The 20504-nt window shown below is 41.8% G+C and carries 28 protein-coding genes; 15 read left to right on the top strand and 13 right to left on the bottom strand.

Annotated elements, in window-relative coordinates:
* The first annotated feature begins 285 nt into the window (after positions 1-285).
* The 3 genes from RMY32_RS11235 to RMY32_RS11245 all read left to right on the top strand — a co-directional run bounded on the left by RMY32_RS11235 (position 286) and on the right by RMY32_RS11245 (position 1539).
* Positions 286-867, top strand: coding sequence for a tyrosine-type recombinase/integrase (locus tag RMY32_RS11235; RefSeq protein ID WP_322713687.1), 582 nt, complete (start codon positions 286-288; stop codon positions 865-867).
* Positions 864-1016, top strand: a complete 153-nt coding sequence (locus RMY32_RS11240) for a hypothetical protein (protein WP_322666158.1) — start codon at positions 864-866, stop codon at positions 1014-1016. Before RMY32_RS11235 ends, RMY32_RS11240 begins: the two co-directional genes overlap by 4 nt.
* Positions 1017-1200: 184 nt before the next feature.
* On the top strand, positions 1201-1539 hold the full coding sequence (locus RMY32_RS11245) for a hypothetical protein (RefSeq protein WP_322713688.1): 339 nt from the start codon (positions 1201-1203) through the stop codon (positions 1537-1539).
* On the opposite strand, the gene RMY32_RS11250 is transcribed toward RMY32_RS11245, so the two are convergent.
* From RMY32_RS11250 to RMY32_RS11270, 5 genes are all read right to left on the bottom strand, one after another.
* On the bottom strand, positions 1463-2062 hold the full coding sequence (locus tag RMY32_RS11250; protein WP_322713689.1) for a DUF4102 domain-containing protein: 600 nt from the start codon (positions 2060-2062) through the stop codon (positions 1463-1465). The genes RMY32_RS11245 and RMY32_RS11250 overlap by 77 nt on opposite strands.
* 63 nt (positions 2063-2125) lie before the next feature.
* Entirely contained in the window at positions 2126-2866 is a 741-nt protein-coding gene (locus RMY32_RS11255) for a hypothetical protein (RefSeq protein WP_322713690.1), read from the bottom strand.
* Positions 2867-2935: 69 nt separating this feature from the next.
* Positions 2936-3172 carry a hypothetical protein gene (locus RMY32_RS11260; protein ID WP_322713691.1) on the bottom strand — a complete coding sequence of 79 codons (237 nt, stop codon included), beginning with the start codon at positions 3170-3172 and terminating at the stop codon, positions 2936-2938.
* Positions 3173-3250: 78 nt separating this feature from the next.
* Complete coding sequence (locus RMY32_RS11265) at positions 3251-3637, bottom strand: hypothetical protein (protein WP_322713692.1); 387 nt, start codon at positions 3635-3637, stop codon at positions 3251-3253.
* Positions 3638-3711: 74 nt separating this feature from the next.
* The gene (locus RMY32_RS11270; RefSeq protein ID WP_322698426.1) at positions 3712-4122 is read right to left on the bottom strand and encodes a hypothetical protein; all 411 of its coding nucleotides are present in this window, start codon (positions 4120-4122) and stop codon (positions 3712-3714) included.
* A 233-nt stretch (positions 4123-4355) separates the two neighbouring features.
* Here RMY32_RS11270 and RMY32_RS11275 point away from each other — a divergent pair, with 233 nt between their 5' ends.
* From RMY32_RS11275 to RMY32_RS11315, 9 genes are all read left to right on the top strand, one after another.
* Entirely contained in the window at positions 4356-4550 is a 195-nt protein-coding gene (locus RMY32_RS11275) for a hypothetical protein (RefSeq protein ID WP_322713693.1), read from the top strand.
* 83 nt (positions 4551-4633) lie between these two features.
* Positions 4634-4807, top strand: a complete 174-nt coding sequence (locus tag RMY32_RS11280; protein WP_322713694.1) for a hypothetical protein — start codon at positions 4634-4636, stop codon at positions 4805-4807.
* Positions 4804-5010 carry a hypothetical protein gene (locus RMY32_RS11285; protein ID WP_322713695.1) on the top strand — a complete coding sequence of 69 codons (207 nt, stop codon included), beginning with the start codon at positions 4804-4806 and terminating at the stop codon, positions 5008-5010. Before RMY32_RS11280 ends, RMY32_RS11285 begins: the two co-directional genes overlap by 4 nt.
* An 84-nt stretch (positions 5011-5094) precedes the next feature.
* Positions 5095-5412, top strand: a complete 318-nt coding sequence (locus tag RMY32_RS11290; protein WP_322713696.1) for a hypothetical protein — start codon at positions 5095-5097, stop codon at positions 5410-5412.
* A gap of 97 nt (positions 5413-5509) precedes the next feature.
* Complete coding sequence (locus tag RMY32_RS11295) at positions 5510-5701, top strand: hypothetical protein (RefSeq protein ID WP_322713697.1); 192 nt, start codon at positions 5510-5512, stop codon at positions 5699-5701.
* Between the two features lie 96 nt (positions 5702-5797).
* On the top strand, positions 5798-6490 hold the full coding sequence (locus RMY32_RS11300; RefSeq protein ID WP_322713698.1) for a hypothetical protein: 693 nt from the start codon (positions 5798-5800) through the stop codon (positions 6488-6490).
* Between the two features lie 376 nt (positions 6491-6866).
* Positions 6867-8051, top strand: a complete 1185-nt coding sequence (locus RMY32_RS11305) for a transposase (protein WP_322713699.1) — start codon at positions 6867-6869, stop codon at positions 8049-8051.
* 10 nt (positions 8052-8061) lie between these two features.
* Positions 8062-8247, top strand: coding sequence for a hypothetical protein (locus RMY32_RS11310; RefSeq protein WP_322713700.1), 186 nt, complete (start codon positions 8062-8064; stop codon positions 8245-8247).
* 13 nt (positions 8248-8260) lie between these two features.
* On the top strand, positions 8261-8581 hold the full coding sequence (locus RMY32_RS11315) for a hypothetical protein (RefSeq protein ID WP_322713702.1): 321 nt from the start codon (positions 8261-8263) through the stop codon (positions 8579-8581).
* Here the strand turns inward: RMY32_RS11315 and RMY32_RS11320 are convergent.
* Positions 8578-8979, bottom strand: a complete 402-nt coding sequence (locus tag RMY32_RS11320) for a hypothetical protein (protein WP_322713703.1) — start codon at positions 8977-8979, stop codon at positions 8578-8580. The two genes, RMY32_RS11315 and RMY32_RS11320, sit on opposite strands and share 4 nt — an antisense overlap.
* A gap of 415 nt (positions 8980-9394) precedes the next feature.
* The gene (locus RMY32_RS11325) at positions 9395-9568 is read right to left on the bottom strand and encodes a hypothetical protein (RefSeq protein WP_409882752.1); all 174 of its coding nucleotides are present in this window, start codon (positions 9566-9568) and stop codon (positions 9395-9397) included.
* Positions 9569-10350: 782 nt separating this feature from the next.
* On the opposite strand from RMY32_RS11325, the gene RMY32_RS11330 reads away from it, so the two are divergent.
* Positions 10351-10635, top strand: coding sequence for a DUF427 domain-containing protein (locus RMY32_RS11330; protein WP_322713705.1), 285 nt, complete (start codon positions 10351-10353; stop codon positions 10633-10635).
* 141 nt (positions 10636-10776) lie between these two features.
* Here RMY32_RS11330 and RMY32_RS11335 read toward each other — a convergent pair whose 3' ends face one another.
* The 3 genes from RMY32_RS11335 to RMY32_RS11345 form a co-directional block, all read right to left on the bottom strand.
* Positions 10777-11349 (bottom strand): hypothetical protein, encoded by a 573-nt coding sequence (locus RMY32_RS11335; protein WP_322713706.1) that lies wholly within the window; start codon positions 11347-11349, stop codon positions 10777-10779.
* 86 nt (positions 11350-11435) lie between these two features.
* Positions 11436-12008: a Uma2 family endonuclease gene (locus RMY32_RS11340; RefSeq protein ID WP_322713707.1), complete on the bottom strand. Its 573-nt coding sequence runs from the start codon at positions 12006-12008 to the stop codon at positions 11436-11438.
* Positions 12009-12158: 150 nt separating this feature from the next.
* Positions 12159-12377 (bottom strand): hypothetical protein, encoded by a 219-nt coding sequence (locus RMY32_RS11345; RefSeq protein ID WP_322713709.1) that lies wholly within the window; start codon positions 12375-12377, stop codon positions 12159-12161.
* Between the two features lie 397 nt (positions 12378-12774).
* On the opposite strand from RMY32_RS11345, the gene RMY32_RS11350 reads away from it, so the two are divergent.
* Positions 12775-13005 carry a DUF433 domain-containing protein gene (locus RMY32_RS11350; RefSeq protein ID WP_292779210.1) on the top strand — a complete coding sequence of 77 codons (231 nt, stop codon included), beginning with the start codon at positions 12775-12777 and terminating at the stop codon, positions 13003-13005.
* Positions 13002-13370: a DUF5615 family PIN-like protein gene (locus RMY32_RS11355; RefSeq protein WP_322713711.1), complete on the top strand. Its 369-nt coding sequence runs from the start codon at positions 13002-13004 to the stop codon at positions 13368-13370. The genes RMY32_RS11350 and RMY32_RS11355 overlap by 4 nt, the downstream gene beginning before the upstream one ends.
* 90 nt (positions 13371-13460) lie before the next feature.
* On the opposite strand, the gene RMY32_RS11360 is transcribed toward RMY32_RS11355, so the two are convergent.
* The 3 genes from RMY32_RS11360 to RMY32_RS11370 all read right to left on the bottom strand — a co-directional run bounded on the left by RMY32_RS11360 (position 13461) and on the right by RMY32_RS11370 (position 20340).
* Complete coding sequence (locus RMY32_RS11360) at positions 13461-16493, bottom strand: HEAT repeat domain-containing protein (RefSeq protein WP_322713712.1); 3033 nt, start codon at positions 16491-16493, stop codon at positions 13461-13463.
* Between the two features lie 150 nt (positions 16494-16643).
* Positions 16644-17081, bottom strand: a complete 438-nt coding sequence (locus RMY32_RS11365) for a hypothetical protein (RefSeq protein WP_322713713.1) — start codon at positions 17079-17081, stop codon at positions 16644-16646.
* A 238-nt stretch (positions 17082-17319) separates the two neighbouring features.
* Positions 17320-20340, bottom strand: a complete 3021-nt coding sequence (locus RMY32_RS11370; RefSeq protein WP_322713714.1) for a hybrid sensor histidine kinase/response regulator — start codon at positions 20338-20340, stop codon at positions 17320-17322.
* Positions 20341-20504: the final 164 nt, after the last annotated feature.

Below are 20504 nucleotides of genomic sequence, written 5' to 3' on the forward strand. Positions count from 1 at the left end.
CAAGGTCGGTGGAGGTTTGAGAAGCATTCGCACCGAATACTGAAGTCAAGCTTGGTTCTGCCATAAAACAGATTTTTTTGTGAGTGAATAAATCTGTTTTATGCTTTTATCAAAAAACAGTAAATGTTCCACTTTTATGTAGAAGTGGAATATTTACTGACGACGCGTATCCTTTGCTGGGAATAGGATTGAGCGAATATTTACTAATAGTGAATATTTAGGAAATTCCACTTTTACCTCTGAACCAGGTAAAAGCGGAATACTATAAGTTTCTTTTTTATATCTATGCCAAAGAATAACAGAAAGGGAAAAGCCGCGGTCATCTCAGATAGTGAGTTTGTCAAAATCAAAAGACAAGTCAAAACCGATAAGTATAAATTACTAATGGATTTAGCCTGGTATACAGGTGAGCGCTGGGGGGCATTGGTTCAACTGAAAACTGAAGATGTTTACGATCGCAATGGCTTACCCAAAGACGTACTGATTTTTCCGGCAATGGTCAGAAAACATCGCCCAGATGGCACAGCTGAAACTGTGGAGATTCCAGTTCACGAAAGTTTGAAAGAATCTCTTCAAACATTTGAGCCTGATAACTCTGGGTGGCTTTTCCCTTCACGCTGCGGCACAAAACCAATTACCTGGCGGAACGCTTACGACATTCTCCAGCGGGCCACCCAAAAGGCAGGAATGACTACCAAGGGAATCTCAACTCACAGTACCCGCCGGAGCTTGGTAAACCGATTGCGGAAAAATTCTGTTGATAAGGATGTGATTCGCAAAATCACTGGACACCGTGATAACAAAGGGCTTGACCCTTATATCGATGTCGAACTTGATGAAGTCAAAAGCGCGATCGCAACTCTATGAACCCCAACCTGCTATTCCTGCAAATTGAGATATTTTTCGACCGCTTGCAGAAAGGGGAATACGACCACCCTGTATATTTGGCTATGGCATTGGAAAATCTCACTAACCAAGCATGGGATGAAGTAGACCGCGTTTACCCCAATCTGTGACAAAGCAAGACATGGAGGATAGGCTGGACTCGGTTAGAACACCTAACCTTTTCTTGCGATCGCGCGTTCATCTTATTTAGCGCGATCGCTTTTTATTGGGCATTGGGTATTGGGGACTGGGGACTAGCAATTGCACCAAAAACGCTGTATCCTGCCTTGAAACAGGCCTTTCAAGGTAATGGTAATGCTAAAGCCGGGGAAGAATCGCACCAGCTGGCAACCAGCTTGGAATCACGGTAAAACTCAATCGATCCGCGTACCGATTGCACTTGCAGAACAAATTTTAGAATACGCTTATGCCGTTGACTCTGGTCACGTCATGGATCAACAGCTGATTTTACGGGCTATTGACTCTTTTGTAGAAGAAAGAATTGCAGAATTTCATCCTAATCAGTACAGTCGTACTGGCTCGACTACTAGTCGGCGCTGGGATGAATTACGACGTTTCAGGAGTGCGATCGCGCTTTCCCACGCTGCTGACGAATCAACTTTTCAATCTCCTGGGGTGACTGCCCATCGCTAATCGCAATTTCCACATCTGCCTTTTTCTGTTTTGCGATCGCACTATCGACGCTACCCAGGTAACGGCGGTTTTTCTTCCGTCCCTGCATCCAACAGTACCGAAAATACCAATATTTATTATTTGAGCGCTCTACCCAGTACTTCTCTACCCAGTGGGTATCGTGTTGGGGCGCAACTTTTTGGGTAACTTGTGATACTTGCGCCCCAACACATGATTCTACGGTTGTGTCAGATGTAACTTGCGCCCCAACACGTAATTCCCATTCAGCCCAGGCTTGCTCGTAATCATCCAGGGTTAAATAGTCGTCTGGGTCTGGTGGCTCCTCGCTGTCATCCCAAAAAATAGAAACTTGTCCGTCATGCTCAACTTTGCGGTCAACCTCACCAAAGTGAGCGGGATTCCATCTGGTTTCTGGTTGGGGATGTTGGGGCGCAGTTTCTTCATCCCAGTAAGGATCGGAAGTGGGAATGGGGACTGGGGACTTAGTAAAAGCTTCTAAATCAAAAAGTGTAGGTTGGTTCATAATCAAACTGGTTATTATGGTCGCTGCTTCCAGGAGGAAGCAGTTTTTTTATGCAGTTATTCCCTAGTAATCCCTTGGGAGCTTGCTAGGGAACCAAGATTTTAAAGCAATCAAAAATTGATATAAATTAAGCGTTTCGTCTTCCCAATAAGAGTTATGCAAACAGTTGATTAACCACCCTTGAGGATTGTTAATTGCTTGATTTCCACCACGTTTCACAAAGTGCTTTAGAGCTAATCTGACTTCCTCAATTGCAAACTCAAAGAGTTGTCTAGTTGTTCGTTTATTTGGATCAAAGTATATTTCATACTCAGCACAAGCTGTCAGTATCTCGTGTTGTCTTTCTAACTCTATAAATTCCGCGGTTGTAGGAGTAATATTATTGCTGCTGCTGTTTACCCCTGGTTCAGCATTAGTATCATTTGAGGGGGGTGAATTGTAACTAGAGTTATGGTTATATAACTTTTTTTCTCGCGGCTTTTTGGGTGGATTTAACCATGAGAGGGGTCTTACAAGTAACTTGGTTATCTTCCAAGAATATTGTTTGATTACTTGTACAACACGGCATGATACCAGTATTTCAAATATCTTTTTGAGGTAATTATGAGCGTATGGTTTCCCTCTGCTTTTTGCTACCCAGGTATTAAATTCTGATAAATCTGGCTCTATTTCACTTGCAATTTGTCCTTGCCTTATGAGCCACTGCCAAAGTATTTTTGCGGCGGGTGGAATATGGTGTTGATAGCAGAATGCTTCGTGTGCTTCCGTCCACGGAAGTGAATTTTTAAGTGAATTTTCTGGCATAATACTATTAGTTTGTTTTTCAGAGAGCCACCCCGATCGCTAAATCTTCCGGTGGCTTTTTGTTTTTTTTTATTTCAGTGGAGAGGTCTTGATACTAGCTGCCATCTCTTTTACGTAATTCAGCATCGCGGGATTTTCTTCAAATAGTGTTGGCATTCCTGCCAGTAATGATGCTGTTAGCACTATCGTTTTATCGGGACTCAGTTCTGGGTCGATAGTGCCGATGTATCCAATGAATTTCTCTAGCTCATATATTGCAAGGCTTCTGGCTCGAACTACTTTTGATGTAATTTTTGATTTAGTCATTGGTCATTGGTCATTAGTTATTAGTTAGCGCTGCACGATCGCACCCCTCCCCCAACCCCACACCGCGATCGCAGTTGGTTATCGCCGATCTCTCTCTAGGTCATAAATAACTTTCTCTAAATACCAGTTATCTGACTGACCTGGGTTTTTTCGCCGCTGCTGTGCCAAAAGTCTTTTGGCGGATGCCACGTCACCTTTGAGCAAGGTTAGTAGATCGGCTTGTAGGTATCTGTTTCTGGGGTCGTTGCGGTATGAATTGGATACTCTGCTGCGTGGTTGGGGTTGGCTAGTGAATTTAGATACAAGGATTTGCCACTGGCGGCGAACCTGTTGAAACACTGCTATTAAGGCGACTATGCAGTAATAGATAATGCAAAGGTTGAGCAGAAGGCTGATTAGAATGTACACAGGAATTGAAAGTAGATGTTCAATTCCACGATGCGGGAAATAACCTGATTGAGACATCGGGAGATCCCGCATTTGTAACTTCGCACCCTCTTCACAAAACAAAACCGCCCATACCACAGTGGCAGGACGGTTTAATCTTCGGTTTTTGATACTGTTTCTGTTTTGTCTATAAAACCCTGGATTTTTTGTTCTACTAGGTCACAGGATTTGATAAAATCAGTTTCGTTATCTTCAGCCTCATTAAGTCTTGTTTTCAGCCGTTGCTTGTGTGCGCGTACATAAGATAAATGTGCATCCCTGATCATGCGAACGGCTTCTAACACTTTTCCAGGATCGAAATCTCCTCCTGCGATAAGGGATTCGATTCTACTAAATAAATTTTTTCCTGAGCTATAGCTGCTATCAAGTCCGCCCTGCTCATACCCATCTCCTTGGCCTTGCTGTTGAATTTCAGCCAGTCGCTCTCGCTGATAAACAGGCTGACGTTCTTCGCGTCCTCCGCTAGTTTCTTTGGTCTTGCCATCTCCGATTAAGTTACTCACGTCAACCCCCATTTTACATATAGAAAATCAATTTCTCATATAGAAAACTTGACAAGACGTTTTCTGTATGATTAACACAACATTAGTTTTTCACATATAAAACTATTTTTTTAGCTCCCCCCTCACCCTTGCCATTGAGCCTGTGAGGGCCCATTCAGGAGCAAGCACCCACGCCACTGCCTTGTGCCCCGGCGCGGAAACACCCTCAAGTCAACAGTCAATCGGTAAACATAATGGGCAGAATCAAAATTCGTATAACAGGAGGCCCCAGAGACGTAGAAGCCTTTAGTAAATTCCTGCACAAAGTTGAGCAAAGCATTACTGCACTGTCACTCGTAAGTGAAAGTGAAAATTATGCAAATCGCAACAGCACAGATGTCCGCCGTTACATAGAGGTTGAGTTCGACTCAGAGGTAATGGAGGACTAATCCCAATCACATAACAGTTACATAACGCTGTTCACTCAGCGGTGATATTTTGATGTCTGCACACTTACAACTAAAAAAACCAGATGACAACTACAGTTCAAGAATTAATTGATGTCCTGGAAGACTACCCCGGTGCAATGGTGGTAACTATAAAAACTGTTGCCGACGATCAAGAATTTGAGATCGTTGATTTCAAGTCCGAAGCCAAAGGCTTGAATATCCTCGTCGGCAGTAAAGCAGAGGAGGAGATGAAATGAAGGTCAAATATCTGATTGAAAAACTGCAAGGCTTCCAGCCAGAGGCAGAGATAGCCATCAAAGATATTGACCGTCAGGAATTTTTCATTAGAGATATCCACCAAGTAACCAAACTAGACAAAGCATTAAACACCACTGGATTCAAGGTGAATATCGTAATTACCACGGATATGGAGGATGACGACGACGAGGAGGAAGGCTAATTGAAAAGGCGATCGCCTACCATCCCTGATTTTGGATAGCGATCGCCAAGTCTACTATTTATTTGCATCAAGGAAATTGTACCAATGAGTAAGCCGCTCGGATATTACACCAATTCCACCCCAGGTGACGATACATTGCTTGCGACATTGCAGGATAAGTATGGCGCAGCATTCGAGAAAATCAGCAAGCGAGAAAAGTTGGTTATCCTCACCGCCCTGGCGTCACACGTCGGCTGTCAACTAGAAGGTGATTGTCGAGAGGAAATATTCACCATTGCCAAGCAGATGATCGAACAGCTGACCATCGCGGACCAAACAGGAATCATGGAAGCGATTATCGTCCAAATCCGCTGGGGTCAAAACTTTGTCGTTGAGAAACAGGAGTCGCCTATGCAGCAATAAACCCACTAACAACAACACTCTGAAAATATAAGGTTGCGCCAGCGCAGGCTGGAGAGTTTGCGCTGGTCTTTTTTTTGAAAATTAGGAATTTTGAATTATGAATTACCGCGACCAATTAACACCGTGGGCAATTTTCCAACGTCTAGCCAACGGTAAAAATAAATGTGTTGCTAGACTTCGGACTCGCACCGAAGCCGATGCTTACATAAGCATTTTCCGCCAAGGGGGAGGAGTGTTTGAGGTAGTTTACGACGTACCCCAACCACAGGGAGTTGTTAACCAAGGATAGCTGAAAATTTTTGCGATCGCAGTACCGGGAGGGGTGCGATCGCAGCTAAAAAAAATCAATTCAAACAAGTAAAAAATAGCACATAATCATGGACTAATGACCAAACATGACACTTGGGTGAAGCTCAAGCCCGGTAATCCCTACGAACCAATCCTAGACCTGTTCCCAGATGGGATGATACCCATGCGCGATCCATTCGCCTTAGAGCGCGTGACCACAGATGACGGTGATGTGATTGCCTTGTGGATAACTGATATTGAACGCTTGAGTAGTTTCCAGTCACAAGCCTTAGCCCAAATTATTGCAATTCACCACAACGCCGATCCGCTTGAAGTTGCAACCGAGGCAGTTTCTAAAGGCGGCTTTGCTATTAATGCCAAGTGGATCGAATCTATGAAGTGTTGGGAGGAAGGGTTTGCCCGAAGTAAGGAACTGGGCGATTTTTTAGAAACTGCGCCAAATCCAGAAACACCTGCTGGCGCTCAAGCTTTTGTTGAATTCTGCAACAGTCAGTATGAGCGCTGGATCGACGGCAACGAAGAACCAACGCCAATAAACACCATTGAGGATATTGACCCCAGACTTAGGACACCGGAACTAGAGGAAGCTTTTAAGATGATGAAAATTGACCGTGTGATAGCTAATGGTGGCTACTCAGTTTTTGACGTTCTCATGGGTCGAGCAACAGTTGACATTCTTAACGAAATTGACCCAGAAAACTCATATTCATTAGTTGGATATGACAATTTTAATGATGATGAATTTGATGATGATGAAATTTATGAATGATGAAAGTTTCGCAACTAAACTACTAACTTTAGATAATTCTAGAACCGCCTGATGAATCGCAATTGTTGCGATCGCGCTACGGCGCGGGCTACTTGATTCGGTAGCCGAAACGTGAGTTAATCTCACGTCGCGGACTGGAGTCCAACCCAGACGTACAGCACAGACATACAGCAGCTTAGGGCTTTTATTGTGAAACAAGCTTATGGCTTTCAATGATTCATAAGCTCGGCTGCTGTGAGTGTGCTGTTCCCTCCCTATGTCACCAGAAGTTACCGTTTCTGGTTTTGCCTTGAGAGTGAACTAGGCTGTTGTGGCCTTCGGGTGATTCGCAGGCATGGCATCAGGGACAAGACGAAACCACCCAGAGGATAACTGAATGATTAGAATTTTGGGGCTTGATGTTAGCAAGTCCTCAGTTTCGGCTTGTCTGCTTACGGAAAAGCCCGAAGATCCACGTCAATTTTATTACGAATGTCCGTTTTTTAAGTTGAGCGCTGATGCAAAGGGAATTCAAGATTTACTCGCCCTCAACGCGGACATCGCACTACTAGAACCGACTGGCAATAACTATAGCAAGCTTTGGGGTACTCACTTGGCACGAAGCGGGGTAGAAGTGCGCTTGGTTGGTCACAAAGAACTGAGGAATTATCGAGCCAACCACCTAGCACTACCAGATAAAGATGATGATGCTGATGCTCTCGCCCTTGCCTGTTACTACTTTGACTACCAAAAAGACCCGCGGCGATTTGTGCAAATCCGCGATCGCGCCATTGTCAAAATCCGCGAACTCGTGCTGAGACTTGCTCACCTCAACCGCGTTCAATCCCCGATCATGAATCGGGTGCGTCAAGATTTAGCGTGGCAGTTTCCAGAAGTTGCACTAGTAAAGTCCCGGCGGGGTGAATCTGGTGAAGCGCCTTTGCTCTGGGGTTGGCTTGCTGGAATTCGCAAAAGTAAGCGTTATGACTGCCTTTACTCCCAAACAGTAGGCTTGGGCATCACTGACACCGTTCGCCAACACGCTTTGAGGATTTGCAATCTGCAAAGTGAGGAACACGTCATCGAGGGAGAGTTACGAGAATTGCTTGCCGACTCTCGCTTTGACCATTACCGCACAGTTTTTAAAATGTTTGGGTTTGGCGATCGCCTCTCGTCGGTGATTATTTCCCAGATATACCCCATTGAGGGATTCTTACTAGACGGTAAACCAGAGGTGAGGATACGCCAGGGGCGAAACTCGAAAAAGCCCACCAAACGCCACCTTTCATTGAGGAGATTTCAAAAAGCCCTCGGCGCTGCTCCCTCAATGGAAGCATCAGGCGATAGCCGTAAATCTAAAGTAGTGGGCGGATCTGATTTGTGTCGTAAGTCTTTGTGGCAGTGGGTGTTCACTCGCATTGAACCGAAGCGATCGCGTCTGAAAAATGATATTGGTAAAATCTTGGGTGAACAGTTAGACGCTGAAAAATTGGCGGGTCGTCCGGTGAAACTTGTCAGGAATCGGATTGCAGCCAAAGGAGCGCGGCTGTTATTTAGAGAATTAGTTAAAAGTTTGAAGTGACAAAAACGGAATGGAAGTTGTTTTAATTCGTAGTGATGGTGAGCGCAAAACAATTAAACTCCCAGAACTGTCAGACTACCCAGAAGTATTAATTAGTGGTGGCAGGGCTTTTAAAAAGCATCCCCGAACTGACGAATATAACGAGGTCTTTGTCTGGGTGATTCCTTTGGCTGAAAGCTGGGATTTTTTGAAGTGACAAAATGGAGATTATGTCTAATCAGTACTATTACAAATTAGAAGGACAAACCCCAATTCCTGTTGAGTCCTTCATGGAGTGGTCTTTGTGGATAATGTCAGCCAGCACCATAGTTATGGTCAATGAACTTAAAGACTCTATAATTTCAACTAGATTCGTGGGAATAGACTTAAACCCTGGCAGTTGCAACTCGCTTTCTCAACCGATGGTATTTGAAACATTGGTCATGGGTGGGGTAATGGATGGAAAAAGGAACTTTCACCCAACTTGGAATGAAGCAATAGAGGGGCATCTGAAAATATGCACTCAAGTTTTTAAGCTTTCAAATGATTAGAGTGAATCATTAGTATCGCCAAATGATTTCATCTGTAACTCAACTGCGTTGACATAACCTCGATCGTTCAAAACTTCCGCTGGTAACTTATTAGCCCTAATAGCAGCCTGAACCACATCTTTCCCAGTCAAGTATCCGGTTTGGTATTTGAATAACAAAGTACCATAACTAGGAATACCCTGCTTTTTTAAATAACCTTGATAAGCGAGAAAGGCAAGATTAAAAGGTTGCAGATATTTAGTATCTGTAGGATTGTTAGCTAAAGTATTAGAGTTGACATCTGTATTTATTTGTCCACCACCATTGTTAGTATTAACTGTTTGAGCGCCAGCAATTCCTGGCATAAAAGCCATAGAAGTAATGATAAATGCAGAATTGAGCAAAGTTGTGAATTTCATGATTTTATCCTTATTAGAAATTATTTAATGTTTTCAAGTAAGAAAATTTTCTTTTTTAGCAATTTCAAGCTTAGGTAATTAACCAATCGGTTTTATTCATTTACTATTTACTACTCATATATTTAAGATAAATAATTCTCTGAAAGCTTGATAAAAAACTTTTTTAAGAGAATTACTCCAGGTTAAAAATGAAGTATTTTCTAAATAAAACTGTACTGGATAAAATGATATAAGCTACACCTCAAAAGCACAGAAGTAACTTATACCAATTTAATGTGAAGTTGCACATATCTTGATCCCCCTAAATCCCCCTTAAAAAGGGGGACTTTGATAGATGTTTTTCCGGTTCCCCCCTTTTTAAGGGGGGCTAGGGGGGATCGAATTCTATGCAGCTTCATAAAAAATTGGTATTAGCTCATTCAAAATTATTACCAAAACCCATCATGTAATAGGCAATAAAAGCAGTATCAAAAGGTTTGAGATAATTGACATTAGTAGAATAGCTAGGGGAAATTTCAGAGTTGACGGCTGTTTTTATTGATAGACTATTATGATTCTTGGCTTTATGAAGGCAAGTGATTTTAGTCATAGAGTTAATCCAAGCAATAATATGTGCAGATTTTAGCGAATTGGTAAATTTCATAGAGTTATCCTCAATTAGAACAAAATGCAATAGAAATCGGTATTCTCTAGTAATAGAGTCAACTGTTTATTAATCTCAAACTTTTAGGATCGGTTCATTTAATCGGTTGATTTTTTTTAATTACTAAAACGGGTTGGTACAATTCATCCACATTGGATAAATTAAACATTTGGAGTAGGTTTAATCAAAACTTCAAACATGCAAAGATATGCTAAATAAACGTGAGTTCGATGAACCTCTCCTGGACAACCTCCCTCTCCCACGGGGAAAGGGAGAGCAAGGAGAAATTATGGTTTTGGCTTTGCTCTCCGTGTCCAAAAAGGGTTGGGGAAAAGCTCAAAAAAGGACTTGTCGAACTCACGTTAAATAAAATCTTTAGCTGACAAGCATTGCCAAAAGGTGCCTTAGCGTCGCTCACCGCAGGCATCGCTTACTTACATATTTAAAGATTTTTTGCTTGAGGCTATCAACCGAAATCTAACTTTTTTTGACTAATAAACTTTCCATACCAATATGTTAGAAAATCGTCATGATGTAAGCAAATGCTTTTAATTTTCAAATTGATAAATAAAAGTGATTGCAACTAATATCTAGAGGAAAATCCTGTAACTCATTGCCTCTTCGTGACATCTGAACTATTTTGGCAGCGTCATGGATTCCATAAATTCACTACAAATAAGCTGATAGTGTCAAAATGTTATATGTATAGTTTATTTACAAAGTCATTTATGCCGAAAGCAATTTGGAATGGAGCTACTTTAGCCGAGAGTGATAATACCGTAGTTGTGGAGGGCAACCATTATTTCCCTGTTGACGCCATTAACAAGCAGTATTTTACTGAAAGTAACACCCACACTACTTGTCCTTGGAAAGGTGTTGCCAGTTACTACAGTATCGAAGTTGATGGACAAGTCAACAAAGATGCTGCTTGGTATTATCCCAGCGCTAAGGAGAAAGCTAAGAATATTGAAGGTTATGTCGCCTTTTGGAAGGGCGTAAAGGTTGAGGCTTAATAAAGGTTCCTGGAAGTATTTTAGTTGCAGGGACATTAATATTACGTCCGGCTAATTGCCCATAAAATAATTAGCCCGCGCAGAGAGAAGTCTGAGCGGGCTTCGTATTTAAACTATTTGCGAATTTATTCTAATATGTAATTATACCTTTGCCTTGCGAAATGCTGCTTGCTTTGTCTTCGCCAGCCAAGGCAGACTACCAGCAAGTATACTACCAGCGATCGCACTTGGTTCGGGTACTGGTTTCGATATAATAGCACCAGAGTTCAATATCAAAGTACCAGAGTTGATAGTTATGTTGCCTGCTGATCTTAAATTAATATTACCAGCAGCGATCGCAAGCCCAGAAAGTGTAACATTCGCGGCGTTAATGTCAAACACGGGAAAGTGATTATTGCTACTGATGGTAAGTAAGTTAGCACTTGGGCCATTAATAGTAAGATTTTTAGCGTAGGCGTAGCCAGCCGCAGGCATCGTAAGTGCCCCACTTGTCAGGGTAATTGTACTGGGATTATTACCCAATAGGAACTCTACCACGTCATTACTATTTGCAATGTCGATCGGATCTCGCAACGAGCCAACGCCACTATCATTGAGATTATTAACCACCAAGGTAGCAGCTTGTGCTGATTCCACTTGCATTATCACTAAACCCAGAGCAACGGCTGTAGAAATAGCTTGAGCAATAGCCTTTTTTTTATTGTTTTTTGTCACCTAAAACTCCTCGGATTAACTTTTCAAAATTCAAAAACTCTGAAATATTAGCCTTAGATTTTTTAACTGAATACTAATCATCTTCATTAATTAATTGTTGTTGGTTTTAGCCATGCAAAAACCTGCGTAACTGTTAAATTAAGTTGTAATAATTCAGGTACAGGCAATATTTCGTCTCCAGTCATCTCTATAGGTTGCTGTCCTGGCAAAAATACTAATACTAAGCGTTCATCTGGATCGATCAACCACCCTAATCGAGTGCCATGTTTTAGACAGTGAAGAATATTTATAATTACCTTGGTTGTATTCTGTTCTGGTGAAAGAATTTCAATTGTCCAATCAGGATAAATTCCAAAGGTATTTTCAATTTCTCCATTAACATCAAAGGGAATCCGTTCCCAAGCAAATACACTCACGTCTGGGACAATCGAACGTCCGCCAAACGTACAGCGTAATTCTGGAAAAGCCAAGGCAATTTCTTGTTCTTCAGCAATTTGGTTAATTGCATTACAAAGTTTTAGTTGTAGCCGGGAATGTTTGCCTTGTGGCATTGGTTTCTGGTAGATACGATGACTGTCTATAAATTCACTAGGAGGCTTGGTTTCTGGCAGTTTGAGGAACTCTGCTAAGGAGATTGATTTGTGCAGCGTGGGTGTCATAGCTGTGCAAATGCCATATTTGATTGGAATCTTAGCATTTTCTATCCTTGGATTTTAGGGAATGAGCCTATTCTCCTTGATATTGCTGCTTACCTAAAAATAGCTGTCAGGTATGGTTAGGACTTATATTGATAAGTTTTACTTAAGCTGTTATAACGATCGCATAAGTTTTGCCATAAATAGATAAGCATTCGTAACCAAACAGGTTGTGTTGGTAACGATCGCATAAGCGTTTGCTACAAATGGATAAGCATTCGTAACTAAACAGGTTGTGTTAGTAACGAACGCATAAGTTTTCGTTACTAAGGGATTTGCATTCGTAACCAAACAGGTTGTGTTAGTAACAAATGGACAAGCTGTTGTTACCACAGGAACTTCATTTGTAACGTTGCTGCTGCAAAATTGCTCAAATTCTTCTGAAGAGGATTTTCTTTAAGCTTTGCATCGCACGAGTAACAACATGATACTGAAATGTATGTAGGGTAGAGCATCGCGACACCCAACACCAAGATCCATGTTGGGTTGGACTGCGCTTCACGCAACATACATCTAATTTAAAACAACCTCTAATGCTTAACGCCAAAGATCGGATAATAGAAAAATGGACGCAGTTATAGCCGTAGTTATATAGGTTAGGACATAATGACATTCACGATTGTCAGGAAGAGTAATGTTTTTACCTCCAGCATAGCTGCCTCCTGCCCCCTGCCTCCTGCTATATTTATAATTCTTCAATCTGATAACCTCACATAACGAGGTAACAACCATGCAAAATCTCACCAGAATTACCCGCAATCCAGAAGTGATGGGTGGTAAACCCTGCATTCGAGGAATGCGTATTACTGTTGGTACTATTGTTGGGTTAATGGCATCTGGACACAGCAATAACGATATTCTTAAAGCATATCCCTACCTCGAAGAAGCTGATATTTATGAGGCACTTGCCTATGCTGCATGGCGAGTTGAAGAAATTGAAGTTCCTCTCAAAAGTGCATGAAAATTCTGATTGATATGAACCTTTCCCCTGATTGGGTTGCAGTTTTTCAGAGGTACAATATTTCGTCTGTCCACTGGTCTACCATTGGCAACCCGCGTGAGAAAGATGCAATCATTATGGAGTGGGCAAGAACTAACAGTTATATCGTCTTTACTCACGATTTAGACTTTGGTACTTTGTTAGCTGCAACAGGTGCTGATACCCCCAGTGTAATTCAAGTTCGCGCTCAGGATATTTTGCCAAACAGTATCGAAAATCTAGTCATTTCAGCCCTGAATCAGTTTGAATCCTTACTGGAGTCAGGTGCATTGGTTACTATTGACCAAGCTCAATCTAGGGTGCGTATTTTACCAATTCGTAAATAGCTGACAGCTTTGATTTAAGCCTTTACCACAAATATAACGAAGTTCGTTACCACCACAACTAGATTTGTAACGTCACTGCTGCAAAAGTAGTTAAATTATTCTTGTGAAGAGGATTCTCTTTAAGGCTCGCATTGCACGAGTAGCAAAATTATGCTGATGCGAATACGGTTCAGTTAAACCTTTTATTTTCTCCCCTGCTTCCCCTGCCTCCTCTACTCCCCCTACCTCCCTTAACAGATAAATTTCCTTAACTGAACTATATTGATGCTGATGCCAAGCTTGATAGAAATCGGGGTAAGGCATATTCTGGGAGCATTTCCAGGCTAAATCGTAGTAATCATTATTTAATTGCCAATAACCGCTTAAAGCTTTGACTACCTCAAAGTGATGTTTATTATCCTGTAGAATTTTGCTTAAACTTGATGCTGCCCCCCTACGGATGGAGTCAGACACAGTAGTTGATTGCAGCAGTTGCACCAAGGCGGCGATCGCTGTTTGATTGCCTGTGTCGATTTTCCCTAACCTAGGTGCTGTCAGCCTACGCATGTAGTCATTCACATGATTGGATTGCAGCAGTTGCACCAAGGCGGCGATCGCAATTTCATTACCTGGGTCTATTTGCCCTAAGCTATCTGCTGCGTGCCAGCGTATGTCTTCATCCACATGATTTGATTGCAGCAGTTGCACCAAGGCGGCGATCGCAATTTCATTACCCGGGTCGATTTTCCATAAGCTATCTGCCGCCTCCCTACGGGTGTAGTCAGACAAGGTAGTTGATTGTAGCAGTTGCACCAAGGCGGCGATCGCAATTTCATTACCTAGGTCGATTTTCTCTAAACTATCTACCGCCTCCCTATGGGTGTAGTTATCCACATGATTTGATTGCAGCAGTTGCACCAAAACAGCGATCGCAATTTCATTGCCTGGGTCGATTTTCTCTAAACTGTCTACTGCCAGCCAACGGGTGGTGTCAGACACAGTAGTTAATTGTAGCAGTTGCACCAAAGCAGCGATCGCAAATTCATTGCCAGTGCCGATTTTCCCTAAGCTTTCTGCTACGTCCAAACGGATGTAGTCATCCACATCATTTGATTGCAGCAGTTGTACCAAGGCAGCGATCGCAAATTCATTGCCTGTGTCGATTTTCACTAACCTTTTTGCTACGTCTAAACGGATGTAGTCATCCACATCATTTGATTGCAGCAGTTGTACCAAGGCAGCGATCGCAAATTTATTGCCAGTGTCGATTTTCACTAAGCTTTTTGTTACCCACCAACAGAGGTTATCATTCACATTTTTGGATTGCAGCAATTGTATTAAGGCGGCGATCGCTGTTTGATTGCCTGTGCCGATTTTCCCTAAGCTTTCTGCCGCCTCCCTACGGGTGTAGTCATCCACATTTTTGGATTGCAGCAGTTGCACCAAAGCGGCGATCACAATTTCATTACCTGTGCCGATTTCCCCTAAGCTTTCTGCTGCCTGCTTACGGGTGTAGTCATCCACATTTTTGGATTGCAGCAGTTGCACCAAAGCGGCGATTACAATTTCATTGCCTGTGCCGATTTCCTCTAACCTTTGTGCTGCCTGGTTACGGGTGTAGTCATCCACAGAAGTTGATTGCAGTAGTTGCACCAAAGCGGCGATCTCTTTTGTACGGTCTGTTTGTTGCAATGCTGCTAACACAGCTTCCTTTATAATTAAACTTGGACTATTAATTGTCCACTTGATAATTTCCACTATTATTTCATCTGCTCTAGAATAATTTCTAAACTCTGCAATTCCTGCGGTAGCTAAAAAATAGGCGCGATATTCATAACATTTTTGACATCCATCTTGAAAATTAACTAAAGCATCAATAAACTGTTGCTTCTGCTGTTTGAGGTTTTCTTCTTCTCGCCCTAACCAAAGTAATATTGTTTGCTTCCATTGCGGTTCAAATATGCGATAAGTTCCTTGACTAGGATTTTCGGTAACATGGTTGAGAAAGAAATGCCACTCATCAATTGCTTTAGCAGCAAAGTACTCTTGAAATGAAGCATGAAAGAAAGCGTAAACAGGTTTTCTATTCGGATCTATCCCAACACAGTTCAACCAGCCTAATTTCAGTGACAATTTCAGCAGCGAATTTTCATCCTCAGCATCTCCCAAGAAATGATTAATAAAATATTGCCGCAAACGAAAACGGGTTGCTTCTTTATCTATTGCTGCTTTAGCTAATTCTCCCAATTTGACATTAAGTTGCTGACGCTGGTAAAAGTTTGTAGCAAATTCCTCTTTTTTCCACTTGTAGAAGTCATCAACAAATTGCTGATAAAGTCCCGCTTGAGTATCAGGTAATTTACCGTCTCCTGATTGCCAATTCAAGCACAGCAGCGTTAATCGCAGAGGATTTTTGACTAAATCCTGAATCCTTTCTTTACCTGATTCTTTCAAACCAGTGCATAACTGCTTTCCAGTTTTGGGAATAGCAGCGAACCATTTGTGAATAAATTTCTCTACCTGTTCTGGATAAGAAAAATCTAAAGTGCGATAAGTGTCAAAATCATCAAGTGCATTAATGCTGCCATCCCACAGATTAACCCGACAGGTCAGCACAATTCGCGCTTGAGACATTAATCTTGCTTCACGGAATTGCCATGCAATTTCTGTTAGAGGATTACCTGAAGATGCGGACATTTCATCTAATCCATCTAGCAGCAGCCACACATTATTTTGATTAAACAGAACAACAAAATCATTCTTCAGTTGCTCAGTGGCTTCAGCTTTACCTGTTTTCTCAGCTACCTGAGTTAGCCAACTCTCGAATAAATAAGTTTTTAGTTCCTTCCCTCGCAAATCAGCTAAAGATACCCAAATAACAATGGACTGGTGAATCTCACGAGATATCCAATCAGCAATCTGCTGTAAAAGTGTTGTCTTTCCCGCGCCTGGTTCGCCAATAATTGCAATTCGCTTACCTTGACTTTTAGGCGTATTCTTCTGTTTAAGAACTTCTTCAAAAAAAACATCATGCTCAAATGTTCTGGTGATTTCTGTCTCCTTGTACAGTTCTGACCCCTGCTCTAGAGAAATATCACCTTGACGCTTAGATGGTTTTTTGCGCTCAACTAATCCCAGTGGCACGTAAACATCATCAACTTGCAGGGCGACTCCCTCAGTTAATGTCAGAGGATTTGTAGTCAGCTTTCGCCGTTCTGCAAGTATTTCACAGCAGATTTTACGCCAGTCATCGGGAGTTAACTTTGTCCCATCCTCCCCTGGGGACGACTGCGGTCAGCCAAATGTAACTGGGGCGTTAAATTGATTGCCTTGGAAAACATTCTTAATCTCATCTGCTAACTTTGCATTGTTGACAACTGACGGGTGCGAGTTGATTTGTTCTACTAATTTTTTAATTTCCTTAGCACTCTCAGATTGGTCATTGTTGACTGCTGCTTCCACTCCCACAACAGCTTGAGCAATTTCTGGGTCTGCGTCTGCTGCTGCTTTGAGTTCCAGCACTGCTTGACCATAATCTAATCGCTGCGGTTCATTTCCCTCTACAGCACTGGTGAGTAATGGCGATTGATTCTTTTGGCGGAGTAATCCGATTAACTTACCACCTAGCGTCCATGTAGCATCACCAATGTTTTCGCCGATTTTCTCTTGTGCTTTAGTCCAAAGTGTAGTTGCGATCGCAGTAGCAACAGCCGTCAGTGTTACAGTTACCATAAATTCACTACAAATTGAATTGATATAGAAATTCTTTCAACTCACACAAATAGTATTACGCAAAAGCTGCGCGATTATTACTGACATAACTCACTTTTTAACCCGCACAGGCGGGTTTTGTTTGTGTAGCCGTGACTTATAGTCACCAAGGCACCAAAAGTTAAAACAAATAGTGCATTAGCCTTTGGCATAACGCACCTAAAAAAATATCTAAAACCTAATTATGAATTAACAATTTTTAATTAGAAGCTGCCTGTTCTGCAACCGAATGAATTATTTCCTCCAGTGTTTGCAATAACTCTTGCTCGTTATAAGGTTTAGAAAAGTAAGCCCGAGCTCCCAATTGCATAGCTAGTTGCCGATGTTTATTGCTGCTACGAGAAGTCAACATCGCCACTGGAATATTTTTTGTATCCACATCTGAATTTACCTTACCTAAAAAGCCATAACCATCAAGGCGAGGCATTTCAATATCGCAAATTACTGCCTCCACTTTTAATCCACTATGGAGTTTTTCTAAAGCATCTTGACCATCTTTAGCTTGCTCTACTTGATACCCTCCTTTTTCAAGAGTCAGAGCTAAAAAGCGGCGTACATTAATCGAATCATCTACGATTAAAATTGTACCTTTCTGCTTAATAGATGCTGCTGATATTTTCTCTTCATCAAATATCAGGAATGGTGTTTTTAATCTTGCTGATGGTAATTGAGTACCTCTGGGAGTCCGCTGATTTGTAGCAATCCAATACAGCAACTCATTCACATTAACTAGTGGTACTACTCGACCATCACCGAGAATTGTACAGTTGCTAAAGCCTTCAGGTAAAGGTATATTTCCTTCAACTTGGCGAATCGCAACTTCTTGTTCGCCCCAACAACGATCTATTTGGATTGCGACTGGCTGATTATTACCTTTGACTATTAACACACTGTTAGTACTAATGGCTGCCGGAATTTCCAACTCTGCGCTATCGTAGCGTAGGCAATTAAACTCTAAATAACGAGTTAAGCGAATCAATGGCAGCATGGTTCCTTGCCAATTTAAAACTTCGCTACCAGCCATTTCAAAAACTCGCTCGTCTTGGAGTAAAGATATTTCTGAAATCACATCTGTGGGAAATGCTAATAGAATTTTGTTGATTTCTACCAGCAAAACTCGTGCAACGGAAAGTGTAAACGGTACTGATAAAGTGAAGGTAGTACCAACTCCTGGTTCGGTATCAACTTTCACATCTCCTCGAATTAGTTTGAGGTTATTGCGAACCACATCCATACCGACACCGCGGCCAGATAATGCTGTGACTTGCTCGGAGGTAGTAAAACCTGGTTCAAAAATTAGTGATAATAGTTCTTCATCACTAGCATTAGCGAGTAAAGAAGCATCTAATCCCATAGTTAGGGCGCGGGTGCGAATTTTCTCTAGAGAAATGCCCCAACCATCATCACGGATGGTGATGATGGTGCGATTACTGCGATGAGTAGCTGTAATTTCAATTAATCCTTGTTCTGGTTTACCTAAAAGGCGACGCGTGGCAGAGTCTTCGATACCATGATCGAAAGCGTTCCTTAATAGGTGCATTAAAGGTTCATTTAAAGCTTCTAAAATGCTGCGTTCAATTAAAGTGTTGCCACCTTCGATTTTTAACTGAACATTTTTGCCATACTCGACATTTAAATCGCGTAAAGCTCTCGGAAAACGTTCGATTAAATCGGACAGCGGCCGCATTCGGATGTGATTTAGCTTGGTTTGTAACTGTTTTGATGTTTTGTTTAGTTTACGAGCAATATGGTCTGTATCATCTACACTGAGTTGCACATCTGTTGTGACTTCCTGTACCTGAACAATGGTTTCCATAACTTCCTGCGATCGCAGGTTTAATTCGTTATAGCGATCCATTTCTAAAGCATCAAATTCTGTGTTTGTATTTTGTACTTGGTGGGCATTTTCAGCTTGTAGATGCGTTCCATTAAATATGGTAGCTTGAGTGGAAATCTTATCGGAGACTATACGTAATTCTTGGTTTTCGCGGTCGAGAATTTGGACTCGCTGGTTGAGGTTGCGAACGAGTTTGCGTAATCTTTCTAGTTGTGAATTTAAGCCATTTCGCTGAACAATCAGTTCGCCAAATAAATCATTAATTTGCTCTAACTGTTTGCTAGGAACTCGGACGCTATTTTCATGAATTTCTCGTTCTTTACCAACGGTAATTGGCTCTCCTTTAGCTTCGCTAACTTTACCATCTGGAGGATTCTCTTCTTTAGCAAAGATTGTATTATGCTCGGTGACATTGACAGCATTTCCATCCTCAGCAAATTCTGCATCTACAAATGTAAAATTGGCTGCGATTGCTTCATCTTTCACCCAAGTTTCTGGAGTTATCTCTGCTTGCCAAACCGCTGTTGACGCTACTTCTGTGTCGAGGACATCTGTAGGGAGAAGTTGTGGTATCACTTCTGCTGGTAATAGCGGTAGGGATTGCGAACTAACCAAGTCAATGGCTGTAGGTAAGTTATCTAGCTGATTTGTCAGCACCAAAGCTTGCGATCGCCGCCATGCTTGCAATGCTAACTGGGCAATTTCGGGAATGCGTTCTCTACTAACAGTTTCCAAATGCTGCGTTACCGACTCACAAAGCTTGCTAAAAGCTTGCAACTGAAGCATTTCTCCCAAACCGCCTAATTCAGCTGCTAGGATCGCAATATTTTCATGCAATCCGGCTTGTTCGCTATCTGCCAATATAGATTCTAGACGTTGCAAACACTCTTCTACTTCTGTGGCAAATAGCAAAGGAATAACGTCTTGCCCGTCCTCTGGGGATAGCATAGTTGAGGCATCTTCTGGGGTGGGGTCGCCCAAGCGATCGTGCAACTCATCGAAGATGGGATAACAAAAAGTTGCTAACCACTGATCTTCGACAACATTCCCTTCTGCAAGCAATTCTACAATTTGACGCAGCCAGTCAACTCCAGATAGCAATAAACTTTGCAACTGAGTATCGATTTCTAAAGAATTTTTTTTAGTTTTTAAAACTTTAAAGGAATCTTCCAGACGGTGAGATAAATCACTTAGCGATTTAAATCCCATCATCCCCGCACCACCTTTAATAGAATGAGTGGCCCGGAGTGCAGCATTGATTTTATCCAAATCGATACGGTTACTAGTATCGATTTCCAGCAATACCCCTTCTAAGGTATTTAAATAATCTGTTGCTTCTTCCAGAAACTGCATCTGGATTTCTAATTCTTTGTCTTGTAGCATGGTTTTTGTTCCTTAGTCATTGGTCATTGGTCATTAGTTATTGGTCATTGGTCATTGGTCATTGGTCATTAGTCATTGGTCATTAGTCTTAGTAAAAGGACAAAGGACAAATGACAACGGACAAATAACAAAAGTCATTAGTCATTAGTCATTGGTAAAATGAC

It is taken from the genome of Nostoc sp. ChiSLP03a (assembly GCF_034531215.2).
In the GTDB taxonomy this organism is placed as follows: domain Bacteria; phylum Cyanobacteriota; class Cyanobacteriia; order Cyanobacteriales; family Nostocaceae; genus Nostoc.

Bases quoted from the DNA above. Each gene is read 5' to 3' on its own strand.
- RMY32_RS11235 (WP_322713687.1), top strand. From the start codon at position 286: ATGCCAAAGAATAACAGAAAGGGAAAAGCCGCGGTCATCTCAGATAGT.
- RMY32_RS11240 (WP_322666158.1), top strand. From the start codon at position 864: ATGAACCCCAACCTGCTATTCCTGCAAATTGAGATATTTTTCGACCGC.
- RMY32_RS11245 (WP_322713688.1), top strand. From the start codon at position 1,201: ATGCTAAAGCCGGGGAAGAATCGCACCAGCTGGCAACCAGCTTGGAAT.
- RMY32_RS11250 (WP_322713689.1), bottom strand. From the start codon at position 2,062: ATGAACCAACCTACACTTTTTGATTTAGAAGCTTTTACTAAGTCCCCA.
- RMY32_RS11255 (WP_322713690.1), bottom strand. From the start codon at position 2,866: ATGCCAGAAAATTCACTTAAAAATTCACTTCCGTGGACGGAAGCACAC.
- RMY32_RS11260 (WP_322713691.1), bottom strand. From the start codon at position 3,172: ATGACTAAATCAAAAATTACATCAAAAGTAGTTCGAGCCAGAAGCCTT.
- RMY32_RS11265 (WP_322713692.1), bottom strand. From the start codon at position 3,637: ATGTCTCAATCAGGTTATTTCCCGCATCGTGGAATTGAACATCTACTT.
- RMY32_RS11275 (WP_322713693.1), top strand. From the start codon at position 4,356: ATGGGCAGAATCAAAATTCGTATAACAGGAGGCCCCAGAGACGTAGAA.
- RMY32_RS11280 (WP_322713694.1), top strand. From the start codon at position 4,634: ATGACAACTACAGTTCAAGAATTAATTGATGTCCTGGAAGACTACCCC.
- RMY32_RS11285 (WP_322713695.1), top strand. From the start codon at position 4,804: ATGAAGGTCAAATATCTGATTGAAAAACTGCAAGGCTTCCAGCCAGAG.
- RMY32_RS11290 (WP_322713696.1), top strand. From the start codon at position 5,095: ATGAGTAAGCCGCTCGGATATTACACCAATTCCACCCCAGGTGACGAT.
- RMY32_RS11295 (WP_322713697.1), top strand. From the start codon at position 5,510: ATGAATTACCGCGACCAATTAACACCGTGGGCAATTTTCCAACGTCTA.
- RMY32_RS11300 (WP_322713698.1), top strand. From the start codon at position 5,798: ATGACCAAACATGACACTTGGGTGAAGCTCAAGCCCGGTAATCCCTAC.
- RMY32_RS11305 (WP_322713699.1), top strand. From the start codon at position 6,867: ATGATTAGAATTTTGGGGCTTGATGTTAGCAAGTCCTCAGTTTCGGCT.
- RMY32_RS11310 (WP_322713700.1), top strand. From the start codon at position 8,062: ATGGAAGTTGTTTTAATTCGTAGTGATGGTGAGCGCAAAACAATTAAA.
- RMY32_RS11315 (WP_322713702.1), top strand. From the start codon at position 8,261: ATGTCTAATCAGTACTATTACAAATTAGAAGGACAAACCCCAATTCCT.
- RMY32_RS11320 (WP_322713703.1), bottom strand. From the start codon at position 8,979: ATGAAATTCACAACTTTGCTCAATTCTGCATTTATCATTACTTCTATG.
- RMY32_RS11325 (WP_409882752.1), bottom strand. From the start codon at position 9,568: ATGACTAAAATCACTTGCCTTCATAAAGCCAAGAATCATAATAGTCTA.
- RMY32_RS11330 (WP_322713705.1), top strand. From the start codon at position 10,351: ATGCCGAAAGCAATTTGGAATGGAGCTACTTTAGCCGAGAGTGATAAT.
- RMY32_RS11340 (WP_322713707.1), bottom strand. From the start codon at position 12,008: ATGACACCCACGCTGCACAAATCAATCTCCTTAGCAGAGTTCCTCAAA.
- RMY32_RS11350 (WP_292779210.1), top strand. From the start codon at position 12,775: ATGCAAAATCTCACCAGAATTACCCGCAATCCAGAAGTGATGGGTGGT.
- RMY32_RS11355 (WP_322713711.1), top strand. From the start codon at position 13,002: ATGAAAATTCTGATTGATATGAACCTTTCCCCTGATTGGGTTGCAGTT.
- RMY32_RS11365 (WP_322713713.1), bottom strand. From the start codon at position 17,081: ATGGTAACTGTAACACTGACGGCTGTTGCTACTGCGATCGCAACTACA.
- RMY32_RS11370 (WP_322713714.1), bottom strand. From the start codon at position 20,340: ATGCTACAAGACAAAGAATTAGAAATCCAGATGCAGTTTCTGGAAGAA.